This window comes from Mycolicibacterium thermoresistibile (assembly GCF_900187065.1).
GTDB lineage: Bacteria > Actinomycetota > Actinomycetes > Mycobacteriales > Mycobacteriaceae > Mycobacterium > Mycobacterium thermoresistibile.
Map to the genome: position 1 here is coordinate 3,779,995 of NZ_LT906483.1, position 16,357 is coordinate 3,796,351.

Genomic DNA, 16,357 nt, shown 5'->3' on the forward strand with positions numbered 1-16,357 from the left:
GATTCATTCAACCTTGTCGGGACGGAGCAGACCCCGGCGTCGGGTCGATCTGCAGCACTTCGTCGAGTGGGCGGCGCGGCGTCGGGGTCGGCGCCTCCCGCAACGGCGGCACCTGACCGACGCGGATCAGGACCTGCGGTATCGCGGCGGTCCGGCCGATCAACTCGGCCACGATCTCCCGTCCGGCGGGCAGTTCGGTGACGTGGGTGAGCGGGCAGGTGCCCAGGCCCGCCATCGTGGCCTCCAGCAGCACCGCCGACAGCGCCTCGCCGCACCGCAGCGCGGCCGGCGGGGTGTCCTCGTTGGTGGAGAGCACCACGATCATCGAGTGGTCCTCCGGGTTGTCCGACGGGTCCGGCCGGTGCTGTCCGGACCCTGCCACGAACACCCGACCGACGTCGACGCGCTGCGGCTCGGCGGATTCCAGCACACCGTGCGGGATTCCCTCCGTCAGGTCGTATCCCACCGTCCACCAACTCAACTCGAGGAAGTAGGGGGTGTCCGCGGCGCGCTGCGACTCGGCGATCCGGGAGGCCTCGACCAGCCGGGGACGGTCCTCGGGGGCGATGACGTCCAGGTGCACTTCGGTGTCGGCAGTGTCGGCGGTGTCGGCGGCGGCCGCGGCGAGCAGCTGGTGCACCCCCACCGGATCCGGGGGCGCGCCGAAGGGCCGCCGGTCGGTGTGGCGCAGCAGGATGACGTCGGCACGGCGGCGGTAGGCCGCCAGGAACTCGTCGGCGGAGCGGTCACCGAGCCGCGCGAGCCGGCTGAACCGGACCGATGCCAGGTGATCCGGGTCGTCGGGGTTCGGGAATCGCTCGATGTGCGACACCCAGCCCGCGGCGAGCATCGCGACCCGCAGATGGTCGAGCACGGCGCCGCAACTGATGATCGCCTCGCGCCCGGACCGGTCGGTGGCGCGGATGATCCGGCCGCGGTCGAGATACAGCCGCAGACCCCAGCGGTCGAGCACCCACCGCCAGGGCTGGCTGTTGTGCAGTGACGGCGCCCGGCAGGCCAGTTGCACCGCCCCACGGATGACGTCGAGCTCCACCAGATGATCGTGCATGGCTGGAACCTACCGGGATTTCGGCGTGGTCAATGCCGCTGAGCGAGCGTCAGCACGCCGAAATCGCTCAGGGCAACGGGGCGCCCGGGCTGAACTCCTCGAGCATCTCGGTGACGAGCGCCGCGATCGGGGAGCGTTCGCTGCGCGACAGGGTGATGTGTGCGAACAACGGGTGACCCTTGAGTTTCTCGATCACCGCGGCGACGCCGTCGTGGCGGCCCACCCGCAGGTTGTCACGCTGGGCGACGTCGTGGGTCAGCACCACCCGGCTGCCGGCGCCCAGTCGCGACAGCACGGTCAGCAGCACATTGCGCTCCAACGACTGCGCCTCGTCGACGATCACGAACGAGTCGTGCAGGGACCTGCCGCGGATGTGCGTCAGCGGCAGCACCTCGAGCATGCCGCGGGACAGCACCTCCTCGAGCACCGCCGGGCTGGCCAGCCCCTCAAGGGTGTCGAACACCGCCTGCGCCCAGGGGCCCATCTTCTCGGCCTCGGTGCCGGGCAGATAACCCAGCTCCTGCCCGCCGACGGCGTACAGCGGCCGAAACACCACCACCTTGCGGTGGGTGCGCCGTTCCAGCACCGCCTCCAGCCCGGCGCACAGCGCCAGCGCGGATTTGCCGGTGCCGGCCTTGCCGCCCAGCGAGACGATGCCGACCGATTCGTCGAGCAGCAGATCGAGTGCGACGCGTTGTTCGGCGGAGCGGCCGCGCAGACCGAACACCTCGCGGTCACCACGGACCAGTTGCACCCGCTTGTCGGGGTTCACCCGGCCCAGGGCGTGCGAGGTGCCGCCCAGCAGCCGGATCCCGGTGTGGCACGGCAGGCCGCGGGCCTCCGCGAGGTCGAGCTCACCGTCGGCGAACAGGGTCGCGATGTCGTCGGGCGCCACATCCAGCTCGGTCATCCCGGTCCAGCCCGAGGTGACGACGTCCTGCGCGTGGTACTCGTCGGCCGACAACCCCACCGCGGCCGCTTTCACCCGGAGCGGGATGTCCTTGCTCACCAGCGTCACCCGCCGGCCCTCGGCGGCCAGATTGGCCGCACACGTGAGGATCCGCGAGTCGTTGCTGTCGCCGCGGAATCCGGGCGGCAGCACCGACGGGTCGCTGTGGTTCAACTCGACGTGCAGCGAACCACCTTGCGTGCCAACGGGAACCGGCCGATCCAGGCGTCCGTGCTCGAGCCGCAGATCGTCGAACATGCGCAGCGCCTGGCGCGCGAACCAGCCCAGCTCGTGATGGTGGCGTTTCGCCTCCAGCTCGCTGATGACCACCAACGGGACCACGACCTCGTGCTCGGCGAACCGCAGGAACGCCCAAGGATCGGACAGCAGCACAGAGGTGTCGAGCACATAGGTCCGAACAGGAGAATCGGTCACGAATCGCTCCTCGAGCACGTGCGGCTCCCGCACGTAGGACTTGATGGACGACACGGCACCAGGACCGGGGCCGGTCCTTTCGTGTTCCCACCGATCGGTACCGCCCGGATAGCAGAGCATGTCGCCAGCCATCAAGTCCCGACGCTACTCCCGTTCGCGCGTTCTCGCCGGGCAGGCGCGCCGCGACCGGTCGTTACGAGGACGTGACGAACTGGCTGAGCCGGGGTTCTGCGGCCAGATCCCAGGCGGTGATCCGGTCCGAGATCACCGTCCGCAGGGCCGCCTCATCGAAGATGCCGGTCTTTGCCACGTTGGCGACCTTGTCCTGATACGGCTCGATGTCGCCGCCGACCACACCGAGCTCGGCAGCCCGCCGGGCGATCGCCTCGACGGTCTCGTCGCGGTGGGTCTGCAGGCAGTGCGCCACCAGGTTGGACCAGAACTGTTCGTGCCGTTCCTCGTCCTTGGCGATCCGGTCGAGCAGGCTCTTGAGCACCGGTTCGGTGATCTGGTCCTGCAGATTGCGGCAGTACACCGCGTGCGCCCGCTCGAAGAACGACATGAACGCCAACCGCTCGATCTGGGTGTAGTGGTCGGCGCGGTACCCCTTCATCACGTGCTCGACGCGCACGGCCTCATTGGCGGCCGGGTCGATCTCCCGGGTCACCACCAGGTAGTTGCGCAACGCGACGGCGTGCAGATGCTCCTCGGCGGTCCACCGGCCGATCCAGCGGCCCCACTTGTTCTCCAGGATGAAGCTGAACACGATCTCGCGGTGGTAGCCGGCGAGGTTGTCCTTGGTGATCAGCAGTATCTCCAACGCATCGGTGATGTGCCGGGGCAGCGTCACCTGCGACGGATCCCAGTCCCGCCCGCCGAGGAAGGCGAAGTTCTCCCCCTGGTCGAATGGCACGTACTCGTGGGCGTACCACAACTCCTCGGTGTCGATGTGGCGACGCAACTCCTGCTGAACGACGGGCTCCAGCTCGAGCGTCAGCGCGTTGGGGACCGGTTTCTGTGCCATGAAAGTAAATGTAACCCGAATTCACACGTTCTTAAAAACCGGGCCGGCGAGTGTCACATCCGGGTGCCGTCCGGGCGCCACCGGGAGTTCGGGCCCCGGCCCGGCCGGGCCGCTTCCGCTACGGCCCGGCCGGGCCGCTTCCGCTACAGGGTCAGCCCCGGATAGAGCGGGTTGGCGGTGAGCAGCTCGTCCGCGGCGGCCTGCACCCGGGCGGCGGTGCCCTCGGCCAGCGTGTACCTGGCCTTGGAGGTGGCGTCCGGCTGGGTGTTCTCGAGCACTTCGACCACCAGTTCGGCGACCCGGTCGAAGTCGGCGGCATCGAAACCCCGGCTGGTCAGCGCGGGGGTGCCGAACCGGATACCGCTGGTGTACCAGGCCCCGTTCGGGTCGGCCGGGATCGCGTTGCGGTTGGTGACGACCCCGGATTCCAGCAGCGCGGCCTCGGCCTGCCGGCCGGTCAGCCCGAAACTGGTCACATCGAGCAGCACGATGTGGTTGTCGGTGCCGCCGGTGACCAGCCGGGCGCCGCGCTTGAGCAGCCCGTCGGCGAACGCCTTGGCGTTGTCGGCGACCCGCTGCGCATAGGCCCGGAACGACGGCTGGCGGGCCTCGGCCAGCGCCACCGCCTTGGCCGCCATCACGTGCGACAGCGGACCGCCCAGCACCATCGGGCAGCCCTTGTCGACGGCGGGCGCGTACTCCTCGGTGGCCAGCACCATGCCGCCGCGCGGCCCGCGCAGCGACTTGTGCGTCGTCGTGGTGGTGACGTGGGCGTGCGGCACCGGATCCTCGTCGCCGGTGAACACCTTGCCGGCGACCAGGCCGGCGAAGTGGGCCATGTCGACCATCAGCGTCGCGCCGACCTCATCGGCGATCTCGCGCATCTTGGCGAAGTTGATCCGCCGCGGATAGGCCGAATAGCCGGCGACGATGATCAGCGGTTTGAACTCGCGGGCGGCCGCGGCGACCGCGTCGTAGTCCAGCAGCCCGGTCTGCGGATCGGTGCCGTAGCTGCGCTGGTGGAACATCTTGCCGGAGATGTTGGGGCGGAACCCGTGGGTGAGGTGCCCGCCGGCGTCCAGCGACATGCCCAGCAGCCGCTGATTGCCCAGCTTGTTGCGCAGCTTCTCCCAGTCCGCCTCGGACAGGTCGTTGATGTGCTTGACCCCGTGTTCGGCCAGGGCCGGCGCTTCCACCCGGGTGGCCAGGATGGCCCAGAACGCCACCAGGTTCGCATCGATGCCGGAGTGCGGCTGCACATAGGCGTAGGGCGCGCCGAACAGTTCGCGGGCGTGCTCGGCGGCGACGCTCTCCACGGTGTCGACGTTCTGGCAGCCGGCGTAGAACCGGTGGCCGACCGTGCCCTCGGCGTACTTGTCCGACAGCCAGGTGCCCATGGTCAGCAACGTCGCCGGCGACGCGTAGTTCTCGCTGGCGATGAGCTTGAGCGACTCCCGCTGATCGGCCAGTTCCTTGCGGGTGGCCTCGGCGATCCGGGGTTCCACCGACTCGATGACCTGCAGCGCGGCGCGGTAGGCGGCGCTCGCGGTGTCGGCGTATTCGGCGCCGGGCGTGGCGGCCGAGGCAGTGGTGGTCGAATCTGAGGTCATGCGACGAGCGTAGTCCGCGCCCGAAACCGCGCTCAGCGCAGGTTGGAGGGAATGAGCGGCTCGTCGAGCAGGCGGCGGAACCGCTCGGTGCGGCTGACTCCGGCCGGCCGGTCATCCAGCCACCGGCGCAGCAGCCGGTAGCCCTCGACATAGGTGCTCGTGTAGGCCCGCCACAGCGGTGAGGACAGAAACCGCAGCATCTGCCGGGCGCGGGCGTCCTCGACCAGCAGCCAGCGCTGCAGGAACGCCACCACCTCGTCGACGTCACGGTGCTCGTCGTGCAGCATCAGCGCCGCGTCCTGCCGCACATCGGCCAGGGCGGCGGTGGCCGCGGACACCGCCTCGGCGCGCTCGCCGTCGAACCGCAGCCCCAGGTCGGCGTAGATCTCGGCGGCCCAGCCGCCCCAGTGTTCGCCGAGCACCGCGTACAGCGCCAGATCGGCCAGCCCCTCGGCCATCAGGCACTGCGGGGTGTTGACCAGGAAGATGGTGTGCTCGAGTCGGCCGAGCTCCGCCACCAGGCCGGCCTCCTTGCGGCAGTGCTCGGTGTGATGGCCCGGGTAGGACTCGTGGGCGACCAGCCGCGGCAGATTCGACATCTGCTGTTTGAGGTCGGCGTTGACGGCGACGGTGGAGCGGTAGTCACCGTGGTAATAGTTGAAACCGGACCACGGTTTGTCCGTGACCACTTCATAGGTGATGGTCTCGCGCTCCGGCAGACCGAACTCGGCGCGCACCCGGTCGCGCAGGGCGCTGGAGAAGGCGTGGATGCAGTCCTCGAGCCGCTCCGGCGGGATCTGCTCGGCGGCCCGGTAGGCCTGCATGCGTTCGGCCAGCGGGCCGGTGCCGCCCAGCGCCTCGTCGAGCCGGCGGTGCGCCTGCCGGTACACCTCGGGATCACCCTTGGTGATGTGGACGTCGAAGTAGGCCTCGACCTCCTCGACGAACCCGACGGGTTCGCCGGCGAATTTGCGGCCGGCGCAGGCCAGCGCCCGCAGGTGGGCGGCCAGATAGTCGGCCCGGGCCTGTTCCAGACCGTCGACCCGGGGCAGTTCGGCCAGCAGCCGTTCGGCCTGGCGGGTCAGACCGGCCGGATCCGGGGCCGGCTCGTCGGCCACCTCGGCGCGCAGCTGCGGATCGCCGGTGAAGGAGTCGACGTAACCGTCCTCCACCCGGTCGAACCGCAGCCCGAGCAGCAGATATTCACGGATGAAGCTGGTCGCGGCGGTGCCGTGGTCGATACCCGAATCCATGTCCACAACCGTAGGTGCAAGACTGAGGTCATGGCGCGGCTGAACGAACCCAGCCCCTATGTGGAGTTCGATCGCACCCAATGGCGTGCACTGCGGAAGTCGACGCCGCTGAAACTCACCGAGGAAGAAGTCGTCAAACTCCGCGGCCTCGGCGAGAAACTGGATTTGCTCGAAGTCGAAGAGGTGTACCTGCCGCTGGCGCGGCTGATCCATCTGCAGGTGGCCGCCCGGCAACGGCTGTTCGCCGCGACCGCGGAGTTCCTCGGCGAGCCGGTGGACAGTCAGGACCGCCCGGTGCCGTTCATCATCGGGGTGGCCGGCAGTGTGGCGGTGGGTAAGTCCACCACCGCCCGTGTGCTGCAGGCGCTGCTGGCCCGTTGGGAGCACCACCCCCGGGTCGACCTGGTGACCACCGACGGCTTCCTGTACCCCAACGCCGAGCTGGCCCGGCGAAACATCATGCACCGCAAGGGCTTTCCGGAGAGTTACGATCGCCGGGCGTTGATGCGGTTCGTCACCGCGGTGAAGTCGGGCGCCGAAGAGGCCTGTGTGCCGGTGTATTCGCACCTGCTGTACGACATCGTGCCGGGTGAGAAGCAGATCATCCGCCGGCCCGACATCCTGATCCTGGAGGGTCTGAACGTGCTGCAGACCGGGCCGGCGTTGATGGTGTCGGATCTGTTCGACTTCTCGGTGTACGTCGACGCACGCATCGACGACATCGAACAGTGGTATATCTCAAGGTTTTTGACGATGCGCTCCACCGCATTCGCCAATCCGGCGTCGCACTTCCACCACTACGCCACCCTCACCGACGAGCAGGCCATCTTCGCCGCTCGCGACATCTGGCATTCGATCAACCGGCCCAACCTGATCGAGAACATCCTGCCCACCCGACCGCGGGCGACCCTGGTGTTGCGCAAGGACTCCGACCACTCCATCAACCGGATCCGGCTGCGCAAGCTGTGACGCCCCGCGGTCGGTCCCGCGAACAGGCGCGGCCCCGCACCGCGGGTGGGTCCCGGGTGCGAGGCCGCGTCTGCTCGGCGGATAAGGGTCGGGGTTCGATCTCGGGGGCTCAACCTCAGGGGGTTCGATCTCGGGGGTTCAGCCGGCGCCACCCGATGTACTGCAGATCGGCGAACACCAGGGTGTAGACGCCGGTGGCCAGTGCCAGCAGCACACCGGTCGTGGTCATCGACCACACATCGGTGAGCACCACCGCCACCGCGGCGACGGTGTAGGAGATGTTGGCGGCGATCACCGCCAGACCCGGCCGGCGCAGCGACGGCAGCGCGGCCAGTCCGAGCACCACCGCCCCGTAGATCACGAAGAACGCCGCGATCGTGTACTCGATCGCCGGGGTGGTGCCGGAGATCTCCGCGATCCAGCCGGCCAGCGGCAGCATCGCCAGCCCGGCCAGGCCGGTCAGCACGCCGTCAGCCCGCATCGCCAGGCGCAGGAAGCTGTCGCGGGTCCCGGTGGCGGACAGCGCGGTTGCGGTCATTGTCTCTTCCTTTCGGTGGTGGGTTGGTTGACAGGGGTTCGAAGGGCGTCAGGCCAGCCGGCGCACCCCGAGGTACTGCAGGTAACCCAGGGCCAGGGTCAGCGCGGTGAACGCCAGCGCGGCGGTGTTGCCGATCGCCGTCAGGTGCAGCCAACCGGCGGCCAGCACGGTCAGCGCGGTGGCGACGAACGCCGTGTTGGCGGCGACCACCCCGATGCCGATGCGGCGCAGCGCGCCGGCGGCGGCCAGCACGTACAGCAAAAAGCCGTAGCCGGCCAGTGCGGCGCCGGCCAGGAACTGGCCGGCCGTGGTCAGGCCGGTGAGCCCGGACAACGGGTCGGCGGCGAACGCGATGAACAGTCCGAGGCCGCCGCACACCGTGGCGTCGGCGCGCATGGCGAACCGCAGCAGGGAGTCGGTGCTGTCGGACAGCGGACGGGTGGTGATGGCGGTCATCACAGCCTCCTCGGCGGTGTGGGTGTCGAACACCACCGATGCTGCGCAGCGACCGCTGCCAGATCGACACGTCTTGCTGCCAGTTGTTGCCAACCGCAGGTCAGCGGCGTGAAATCAGTTCGCGGAGACGGGTTGCGCAACGGCCGTGCGCCCGCGCAGATCGGCGGCGATCAACCGCGCCGCCGCGTTCTGCCAGTTGTGCAGGGACCGTTGCGGCACCTCGGTGACCAACCACTGCCAGGCCTGCCGGGCGACCGGATCGAGCCCGGCCGGGGTGGCGTTCTGCGCGTACGCCCGCACCCCCGCCACATACGGGAAGTACAGCGAGTTGTAGTACCGCCACTCCTCGGTGGTGCCGAAGTCACCGCCCCCGCGTGGTTTCAGCGCCGCGATGCGCTCGGCCAGCAAAGCCTTGAGTTCATTGGCCCGTTCCAGCGGTTGATCGGGCGCGCCGCGCGCGGCCAGCCGTTCGTCGATCTCCGGGAGCGCCGTCAGCGGGCTGGCCATCAGCTTGGACAGATCCTTGTAATGGCCCAGCGCGCGGCGGGTGAGCCGTGCGAACATCTCGTCGTCGAGGCTGTCGAGCGGATGGTCGGACCGTCGCGGCAGCGCCGCCTCGGTCTGGCGCAACGCGGCCCGGTCGGCGCGCAGCGCGGGTTTCCCGGAGAACGCCAGCCGGTCCAGCAGTCCGGCCAGCGGATCGGCCAGCACTTGGATGGTGACCGCGACCGCCAGGCTGGTGAACAACAGTACGGTCAGCGCGGTGCGGCCGGTGCTGCCCGGTTCGGTCACCGCCAACCCGATCAGCGCCTGCCCGCCGAACAGCACCGCGACCACGGCCGTCGCGGTGACCGACCGCAACATGTCGGCCCGCAGCGCCTGCCCCTCGTCGAAGGCGTCCCACAGCGCGACCGCGATCCCGAGCAGCGCCACATCGACCCCGGTGGCGGCCAGCGCCGCCCAACTGGGCACCACGCCGAGCGGGATGATCACGATCGCGTTGCCGAGCGCGAAGAACAGGGTGGCCACCACGAGGAACCCGATCACCGGGCCGGGGTGGGACCGGCGCACCACGGCGGTGAGCATCGCTCCCAGCGAGGACACCGAGATCGCCGTGAACATCAGCCAGTGCCCGGCCCGCAGCGGACCGTCGACGTCTCCGGCCCAGGCGGCCCCGGTGAACGCCAGCGCCGCGACGATCCCGACCGCCACCAGTTCGCGGGTGCGGGTCCGCCAACTCCAGCTGTCACCGGGATGCAGCAGTTCGACCAGCACCGCGAACCACGCGATACCGGGGACGGCGACCAGGTAGATCTCGACCCTGCTGAGCACCTCGGCGGAGGCGGTGGTGGTCAGCCGCACCGCGTCCAGCGCCACCACGGTGGCGAAGCTGGTCAGCCCGGCCGCCGCCAGCACCAGCACCGGTTTGCGGGGATTGCGGGCCACCAGGTACAGCCCGAGCCACCAGCTCAGCGTGAACACCGCCGCGGACAGCGCCGCCATGCACCAAGTGTGGCACGCGTCGCGGCGCCGTCACATGCCGAACCGGCGGTGCCGTCTGGTGTAGTCGCGCAGCGCGCGCAGGAAATCGACCCGCCGGAACGCCGGCCAGTGCGCCTCGGTGAACCACATCTCCGAATAAGCGCTCTGCCACAACAGGAATCCCGACAGCCGCTGCTCCCCGGAGGTGCGGATGACCAGGTCCGGATCCGGTTGGCCGGAGGTGTAGAGGTTCTCCGAGATGGCGTCGATGGTGACCGATTGGATGAGCTGCTCCGGGCTGGCGCCGTTGGCCAGCTCCTTGCTCAGCAGCGCGCGGACGGCGTCGACGATCTCCTGCCGCCCGCCGTAGCCGACGGCGACGTTGACGTGGAACGCCGCCGCGTCCGCCACCGTCTCGGTCCGGTCCACGGCCTCGCGCAGCCGGCGGGCCGGCTCCTCGCCGAGCAGGGCGAGATCCCCGACGGTGCGCACACTCCACTTGTTGGCCGGCGCGCAGATCTCCTCGACCACCTCGGTGATGATCTCGATCAGCGCGGTGAGTTCGTCGGGGTCGCGCTGCAGGTTCTCAGTGGACAGCAGGTAGATCGTCGCCAGCTCGATACCGGTGTCCTGGCACCAGCGCAGCATCTCGGCGATCTTGGCCGCACCCTTGCGGTAGCCGTAGCTGACGTCGTCGTGGCCGGCGTCGCGGGCCCACCGCCGGTTGCCGTCGCACAGCACCGCGATGTGGCGGGGCAGCTGTGACTTGGATCGCGCCAGCTCCTGACGCAGCCGCATCTCATAGAGCCGGTATGCCGGTTCCTTGAGCCGCGGGGGAATGATGTCCACGGGAAATCAGACTACTGTGAGCCCCTGGCAGGTCCGTGTCCGTTGACGGAGGTGAGATGACCACCCGACTCGACAACACATCCGATTTCGAAGATCCGTCGGCTCGGGAGCACGCCGAGGACTTCCCCGAGGCTGTTGTCGATCGGGTCGCCCATGCCATCGGCAAACCCCGGGCCAGGGGGTGGATTCACGTCTACGCGGCCGTCATCTCGGCCATCGCCGGCGCCACGCTGGTGTCGGTGTCCTGGGCGGTGGACTCCACCCGGGCCGGCATCGCCACCCTGATCTACACCATCACGAGCGTGGCGATGTTCACAGTCAGCGGCGTCTACCACCGCTATTCGTGGCGCTCGGAGACCGCCCGCACGTGGATGATGCGGGCCGACCATTCGATGATCTTCATCTTCATCGCCGGCAGCTACACCCCGTTCGGGATGCTGGCGCTTCCCGAGGGCAGCGGCAATGTGCTGCTGGCGATCGTCTGGGGCGGCGCGCTGGCCGGGGTGTTGCTGAAGATGTTCTGGCCGTCCGCACCGCGGTGGGTGGGGGTGCCGCTGTATCTGCTGCTGGGGTGGGTGGCGGCCTGGTTCATCGGGCCGATCGCCAACGGCGCCGGGTTGCCGGCGGTGGTGTTGCTGATCGTCGGCGGCGTGCTGTACAGCGTCGGCGGCGTGCTCTACGCGTTGAAGTGGCCGGACCCGTGGCCCGAGACGTTCGGGTATCACGAGTTCTTCCACGCCTGCACCGCGGTGGCGGCGCTGTGCCACTACATCGCGATGTGGTTCGCCGTCTTCTAGTGATTTCGGCGTGCGCACGGTCGCTGAGCGACCGTCAGCACGCCGAAATCGCTAATTCCAGTAGGCCTTCATCGAGGCGATCCGGCCGTCGGCGTCGAACACCATCACGTCGATCGGTTCGATGGTCATGGTGTTGTCACCGAGGTCCATCTCCAGCCGGAACAGGAACGCGGCCTCGTTGCCGCACACCCGCAGCGTCAGCAGTTCGGTGCGGGCCTTGATGTTCTCGATGTTGCCGTAGAACTTCCGGATCGACTGCCGGCCGACGTGCACGTCGGAGCCGACCGGATCCTCGACCGTCGCGTCGTCGGCGTACAACTCGGTGATCTCGTCCGCGCGGCCCTGCGCGACCAACTCCAGGTAACGGTGGACGGTGTCGGTGATGGCGGCTGTCTTGTCCGGGACTGTCGTCATGGTGCCGCAGGTTACACCGCCGCCCTCGACGGTGCGGCCCGATCCCGCCCGATGCCGCGGGTGATCAGCCGCCGGGTTTGCGACGGGTGTCGTCGTCCGGGCTGCCGGGTTCCGCCGCGGGCGGCCCGCCCTCGGCCGGGGCACCGGGGCGGGTGTCGGCCCCGAAGTCGCCGGTGTCGTCGGCGTCGGCGGAGGTGTCGAACGACTCGGGCACCTTCTTCAGCTGCCGATTCATCGACCACACCAGCGCGAAAGTGGCCAACAGCAACAGGATCACGATGATCAACCCGACCGGGCTGGCCTTGCCGAATTCCGGGCCGGTGTTGCGTGGCGCCTCTTCCTGCGCCAGCAACAGGGTGAACGCCAATGCGTCAGTCAAGCTTGTCAACGTGATCCTCGATTCCGGCGAACAGGTCGGTCTCCGGCAGCCGTACCGGAACCCGTGACCGCGCCAACTCGAACTCCTCGGTGGGCCACAGCCTTTCCTGCCATTCGATGGGCGCGGCGAAGAAGAAGCTGTTCGGGTCGATCTGGGTGGCGTGGGCCCGCAACGCGTCGTCGCGGCGGCCGAAGTACTTGGCGCACTCCACCCGGGTGGTCACCCGCTTCTCGAACACGTCGTTCTCCGGGTCCCACCGCTCCAGCCATTTGGCGAACGGGCCTTCCATCCCGTTCTTCTCGAACTCATCCTGCAGCAGCTTCATTCGCTGCCGGATGAACCCGTGGTTGTAGTACAGCTTGAGCACCGCCCACGGCGGCCCCGCGTCGGGGAACAGCCGGTAGTCGGCCGCGGCCTCGTAGGCGGCCACCGACACCTGATGGCAGCGGATGTGGTCGGGATGCGGATAGCCGCCGTTCTCGTCGTAGGTGGTCATCACGTGCGGCCGGAACTCCCGGATCAGCCGGACCAGCCGTTCGGTGGCCTGCTCGAGCGGCACGGTCGCGAAGCAGCCTTCCGGCAGCGGGGGCGGCGGGTCGCCCTCGGGCAACCCGGAGTCGACGAAACCGAGCCAACGATGTTCGACACCGAGGATCTCGGCGGCCTTCGCCATCTCGTCCCGGCGGACCTCGGCGATCCGGCCGCGCACCTCGGGCAGGTCCATCGCCGGGTTGAGGATGTCGCCGCGCTCGCCCCCGGTCAGGGTCACGACCATGACACGCGCACCCTCGTCGGCGTACTTGGCCGTGGTGGCGGCACCCTTGCTGGACTCATCGTCCGGGTGCGCGTGCACCGCCATCAATCGCAGTTCAGTCATCTCGTCTCAATCCAACTCCGGCACCGCGCCCGATATGCCCCGGGGGTACGCCCAGCCGCTCTGCTGCGGGGCCGGCTGGTCAGGTGCTCGGTTCAGCTCTCGATTCGTCCAGCCCTATAGTTCCAGTCTTGATAGTCCTCTTCGAATCGACGGGCAGCCAAACTGATGATCGAGCGTCCCACCGCGCGCTACGGCCGGCAACCGACGTCGGCGCGACCCCGCCGCTGGGCGGTCATCGGTGTGACGGTGCTCGCGGTGATCGTCGGTCTGGCGGTGGCGGTCATCGGCTACCGCCAGCTGGGCAGCCCCGACGTGGAAGGCGAGCTCAGCGGCTACCGGGTGCTCGACGACCGGACGGTGGAGGTGACCATCGCGGTCACCCGCAAGGATCCGGCCCGACCGGTAGTCTGCATTGTGCGGGCCCGCTCACTGGACGGCAGCGAGACCGGCCGCCGGGAGGTGTTGGTGGAGCCGTCGGTGGAGCCGATCGTGCAGGTGACGACCCTGGTCGAGACCAGCCAGCCGCCGCTGGTGGGCGATATCTACGGTTGCGGGGCCGAGGTGCCGGAATACCTGATCGCACCGGATCGTTAACCGCTAGCTGCGCAGATGTGAACACGGGTCGCCGGCCGGGTGTACCATTGGCTCAATACACGGTTCCGCGCTGGAGCCGTGTATTGCTGCATTTGTGGGGGGCGAACCTTGAGCGTGCAGCGCAGCAATACACGCAGTGAACTCCGGCGAGACCGGCCCTTGTGGGCCCCAGACGACCCGAACCACAGCGCGAGAGACAACGACGACAGGAGCGCGACGACATGACCGACACGCAGACCACCTGGCTGACCCAGGAGGCGTACGACCGGCTGAAGGCGGAGCTCGACCAGCTGATCGCCAATCGGCCGATCATCGCCGCCGAGATCAACGATCGCCGGGAAGAGGGCGACCTGCGGGAGAACGGCGGTTATCACGCCGCGCGGGAGGAGCAGGGACAGCAGGAGGCGCGGATCCGGCAGTTGCAGGAGCTGCTCAACAACGCCAAGGTCGGTGAAGCGCCCACGGTCTCCGGCGTCGCCCTGCCCGGGTCGGTGGTCACGGTCTACTACGACGACGACGAGAGCGACACCGAGACGTTCCTGATCGGCACCCGGCAGGAGGGCATCACCGACGGGGAGGTCGAGGTGTACTCGCCGAACTCCCCGCTGGGTGCGGCGCTGCTCGACGCGAAGGTGGGCGAATCGCGCACTTACACCGTGCCGAGCGGCGCGACCGTGAAGGTGACGCTGGTCAGCGCCGAGCCGTACCAGGGCTGACGCCCCCGGCCCGCGGGCCGCTGTCGCGCATGAACTGATTGAGCCGGTTTACAGTTCGAGCATGGCGAAAATCGCCGAGGAGCTGTTTCTGCTGCTGCTCGACAATGGATCGGCTCAGCCGGCGCTGGACCGGCCTCGTCGTACCCGGGTGCTGACGGCGGCGGCGCTGCTGGATCTGGCGTATGCCTGCCGGATCCGGCCCGCCGTCCCCGGTGAGCCGGTGGAAGCCGGGAGGTTGCTGGCGTTGAGCGAGCCGGCACCGAACGCCGCGCCGCTGGACCCGGTGACCGAACCGGTGTTGCGGGCGTTGCGGAGACAGCCGCTGCGCCCGGCCACCGTGTTGACCAAACTGGGCAAGCGCACCGAGCGCAACCTGCGGACCCATCTGGAGCAGACCGGGGAGATCCGGCGGATCCGGGTGCCGGGCAGACGGTTTCGCCGCGAATACGCGTGGCCGCTGACGAACCGGGACCGGGTCGGCCGGGCCCGCTCCGATGTGCTGGCGGCGCTGTTCGAGGGGCAGGTGCCCGCACCGTCCACCGCGGCGATCATCACCCTGCTGCACGCGGTGGACGGGCTGGGCGCACTGCTGAGCCTCAACGACCGCGGCTGGCGGTGGGTGCACGCCCGGGCCACCGAAATCGCCACCGGCGCATGGGTGGACGAGGCGCCGTCGGCGCTGCCGGAGATGAACCTGGTGGTCACCACCGCCAGTGTGCGCCCCGCGCTGATGTAGCCGGTGCCCCGGCGTCCGGGATCCGGCCGGGCGATCAGATGTCGGCCAGCGCCTGGTCCAGATCGGCCAGCAGGTCCGCGGAATCCTCGATACCCACCGACAACCGCACCAGATCGTCGGGAACCTCCAGTTGCGAACCCGCCGTGGAGGCGTGGGTCATCGCGCCCGGATGCTCGATCAGTGATTCCACTCCGCCCAGCGACTCGGCAAGGATGAAAAGCTCGGTGCGGGCGCAGAACTTGCGTGCCGCCTCGGCCCCGCCGCGCATCCGGACCGACACCATCCCGCCGAAACCGCTCATCTGCCGGGCGGCGATGTCGTGGCCCGGATGTTCGGCCAGACCCGGGTAGAGCACGGTTTCGATCGCCGGGTGCCCGTCGAGGAATTCGGCGACCAGGGCGGCGTTGGCGCAGTGTTTCTGCATGCGCAGGTCCAGCGTCTTGAGCCCGCGCATGGTCAGATACGCGTCGAACGGCCCGGGCACCGCCCCGGCACCGTTCTGCAGGAAACCGAATGCGGCGTCGAGCTCCTCGTCGTTGGTGAGCAGCGCACCGCCGACCACGTCGGAGTGCCCGCCGATGTACTTGGTGGTCGAATGCAGCACGATGTCGGCGCCCAGCAGCAGCGGCTGCTGCAGTGCCGGTGAGGCAAAGGTGTTGTCCACCAGCACCTTCACGCCCGAGGTGCCGGCGATCTGCGCGATCGCGGCGATGTCGGCGATCGACAGCAGCGGGTTGGTCGGGGTCTCCACCACGATCAGCCGGGTGCGGGAGGTGATGGCGACCCGCAGCGCGTCGAGGTCGGACAGATCCACCGGGGTGTAGTGGATACCCCAGTTGGTGAGCACCTTGTCGATGAGCCGGAAGGTGCCGCCGTAGGCGTCGTTGGGGATGACGATGTGATCGCCGGGACGCAGCACCGCACGCAGCGCACAGTCGGTGGCGGCCATGCCGGAGCTGAAGGCCCGACCGTATCCGGCCTCCTCCACAGCGGCCAGCGACGCCTCCAGCGCCGATCGGGTCGGGTTGCCGGTGCGGCCGTACTCGAAGCCGCCGCGCAGTCCGCCCACCCCGTCCTGGGCGAACGTCGAACTGGCATAGATGGGGGCGTTGACCGCCCCGGTGGCCGGATCGGGTCGGTATCCGGCATGGATGGCTTTCGTGGCCAGACCTTGCCACCTGCGGTGTTCACTCATAGCACCGACGAGCCT

The 16,357-nt window shown here is 69.0% G+C and carries 18 protein-coding genes; 5 read left to right on the forward strand and 13 right to left on the reverse strand.

Annotated elements, in window-relative coordinates; genetic code table 11:
- Positions 1-7: 7 nt before the first annotated feature.
- The 5 genes from CKW28_RS17720 to CKW28_RS17740 all read right to left on the reverse strand — a co-directional run bounded on the left by CKW28_RS17720 (position 8) and on the right by CKW28_RS17740 (position 6,340).
- Complete coding sequence (locus tag CKW28_RS17720) at positions 8-1,069, reverse strand: Acg family FMN-binding oxidoreductase (RefSeq protein ID WP_003924014.1); 1,062 nt, start codon at positions 1,067-1,069, stop codon at positions 8-10.
- 67 nt (positions 1,070-1,136) lie between these two features.
- On the reverse strand, positions 1,137-2,453 hold the full coding sequence (gene phoH2, locus CKW28_RS17725) for an RNA 5'-3' helicase PhoH2 (protein ID WP_040546122.1): 1,317 nt from the start codon (positions 2,451-2,453) through the stop codon (positions 1,137-1,139).
- 193 nt (positions 2,454-2,646) lie between these two features.
- Positions 2,647-3,477 carry an acyl-ACP desaturase gene (locus tag CKW28_RS17730; protein WP_003924016.1) on the reverse strand — a complete coding sequence of 277 codons (831 nt, stop codon included), beginning with the start codon at positions 3,475-3,477 and terminating at the stop codon, positions 2,647-2,649.
- Positions 3,478-3,620: 143 nt separating this feature from the next.
- Positions 3,621-5,087 carry a glycine hydroxymethyltransferase gene (locus CKW28_RS17735; protein WP_003924017.1) on the reverse strand — a complete coding sequence of 489 codons (1,467 nt, stop codon included), beginning with the start codon at positions 5,085-5,087 and terminating at the stop codon, positions 3,621-3,623.
- A gap of 32 nt (positions 5,088-5,119) precedes the next feature.
- A complete protein-coding gene (locus tag CKW28_RS17740; protein WP_040546124.1) occupies positions 5,120-6,340 on the reverse strand; it encodes a hypothetical protein in 1,221 nt (406 codons plus the stop codon).
- A gap of 30 nt (positions 6,341-6,370) precedes the next feature.
- Here CKW28_RS17740 and coaA point away from each other — a divergent pair, with 30 nt between their 5' ends.
- Positions 6,371-7,309: a type I pantothenate kinase gene (gene coaA / locus CKW28_RS17745; RefSeq protein ID WP_003924019.1), complete on the forward strand. Its 939-nt coding sequence runs from the start codon at positions 6,371-6,373 to the stop codon at positions 7,307-7,309.
- Positions 7,310-7,424: 115 nt separating this feature from the next.
- Here coaA and CKW28_RS17750 read toward each other — a convergent pair whose 3' ends face one another.
- From CKW28_RS17750 to CKW28_RS17765, 4 genes are all read right to left on the reverse strand, one after another.
- Positions 7,425-7,847, reverse strand: a complete 423-nt coding sequence (locus tag CKW28_RS17750) for a hypothetical protein (RefSeq protein WP_003924020.1) — start codon at positions 7,845-7,847, stop codon at positions 7,425-7,427.
- Positions 7,848-7,895: 48 nt separating this feature from the next.
- On the reverse strand, positions 7,896-8,303 hold the full coding sequence (locus CKW28_RS17755; RefSeq protein ID WP_040546125.1) for a hypothetical protein: 408 nt from the start codon (positions 8,301-8,303) through the stop codon (positions 7,896-7,898).
- 114 nt (positions 8,304-8,417) lie between these two features.
- Positions 8,418-9,806, reverse strand: coding sequence for a hypothetical protein (locus CKW28_RS17760; RefSeq protein WP_003924022.1), 1,389 nt, complete (start codon positions 9,804-9,806; stop codon positions 8,418-8,420).
- 30 nt (positions 9,807-9,836) lie between these two features.
- Positions 9,837-10,634 (reverse strand): (2Z,6E)-farnesyl diphosphate synthase, encoded by a 798-nt coding sequence (locus tag CKW28_RS17765; RefSeq protein ID WP_003924023.1) that lies wholly within the window; start codon positions 10,632-10,634, stop codon positions 9,837-9,839.
- Positions 10,635-10,690: 56 nt separating this feature from the next.
- Here CKW28_RS17765 and trhA point away from each other — a divergent pair, with 56 nt between their 5' ends.
- Positions 10,691-11,431 carry a PAQR family membrane homeostasis protein TrhA gene (gene trhA / locus CKW28_RS17770; protein ID WP_003924024.1) on the forward strand — a complete coding sequence of 247 codons (741 nt, stop codon included), beginning with the start codon at positions 10,691-10,693 and terminating at the stop codon, positions 11,429-11,431.
- Positions 11,432-11,482: 51 nt separating this feature from the next.
- Here the strand turns inward: trhA and CKW28_RS17775 are convergent, their stop codons facing one another.
- The 3 genes from CKW28_RS17775 to mca form a co-directional block, all read right to left on the reverse strand.
- Positions 11,483-11,845, reverse strand: a complete 363-nt coding sequence (locus CKW28_RS17775) for a nuclear transport factor 2 family protein (protein ID WP_003924025.1) — start codon at positions 11,843-11,845, stop codon at positions 11,483-11,485.
- 64 nt (positions 11,846-11,909) lie between these two features.
- The gene (locus tag CKW28_RS17780) at positions 11,910-12,224 is read right to left on the reverse strand and encodes a hypothetical protein (RefSeq protein ID WP_435405800.1); all 315 of its coding nucleotides are present in this window, start codon (positions 12,222-12,224) and stop codon (positions 11,910-11,912) included.
- Positions 12,217-13,101, reverse strand: a complete 885-nt coding sequence (gene mca / locus CKW28_RS17785; RefSeq protein WP_040546100.1) for a mycothiol conjugate amidase Mca — start codon at positions 13,099-13,101, stop codon at positions 12,217-12,219. The genes CKW28_RS17780 and mca overlap by 8 nt, the downstream gene beginning before the upstream one ends.
- 165 nt (positions 13,102-13,266) lie before the next feature.
- On the opposite strand from mca, the gene CKW28_RS17790 reads away from it, so the two are divergent.
- From CKW28_RS17790 to CKW28_RS17800, 3 genes are all read left to right on the forward strand, one after another.
- On the forward strand, positions 13,267-13,695 hold the full coding sequence (locus tag CKW28_RS17790) for a DUF4307 domain-containing protein (RefSeq protein WP_003924028.1): 429 nt from the start codon (positions 13,267-13,269) through the stop codon (positions 13,693-13,695).
- A gap of 221 nt (positions 13,696-13,916) precedes the next feature.
- On the forward strand, positions 13,917-14,411 hold the full coding sequence (gene greA, locus CKW28_RS17795) for a transcription elongation factor GreA (RefSeq protein ID WP_003924029.1): 495 nt from the start codon (positions 13,917-13,919) through the stop codon (positions 14,409-14,411).
- 61 nt (positions 14,412-14,472) lie between these two features.
- Positions 14,473-15,147: a GOLPH3/VPS74 family protein gene (locus CKW28_RS17800; RefSeq protein WP_003924030.1), complete on the forward strand. Its 675-nt coding sequence runs from the start codon at positions 14,473-14,475 to the stop codon at positions 15,145-15,147.
- Positions 15,148-15,181: 34 nt separating this feature from the next.
- Here CKW28_RS17800 and CKW28_RS17805 read toward each other — a convergent pair whose 3' ends face one another.
- On the reverse strand, positions 15,182-16,342 hold the full coding sequence (locus tag CKW28_RS17805; protein ID WP_003924031.1) for a cystathionine gamma-synthase: 1,161 nt from the start codon (positions 16,340-16,342) through the stop codon (positions 15,182-15,184).
- Between the last annotated feature and the right edge of the window lie 15 nt (positions 16,343-16,357).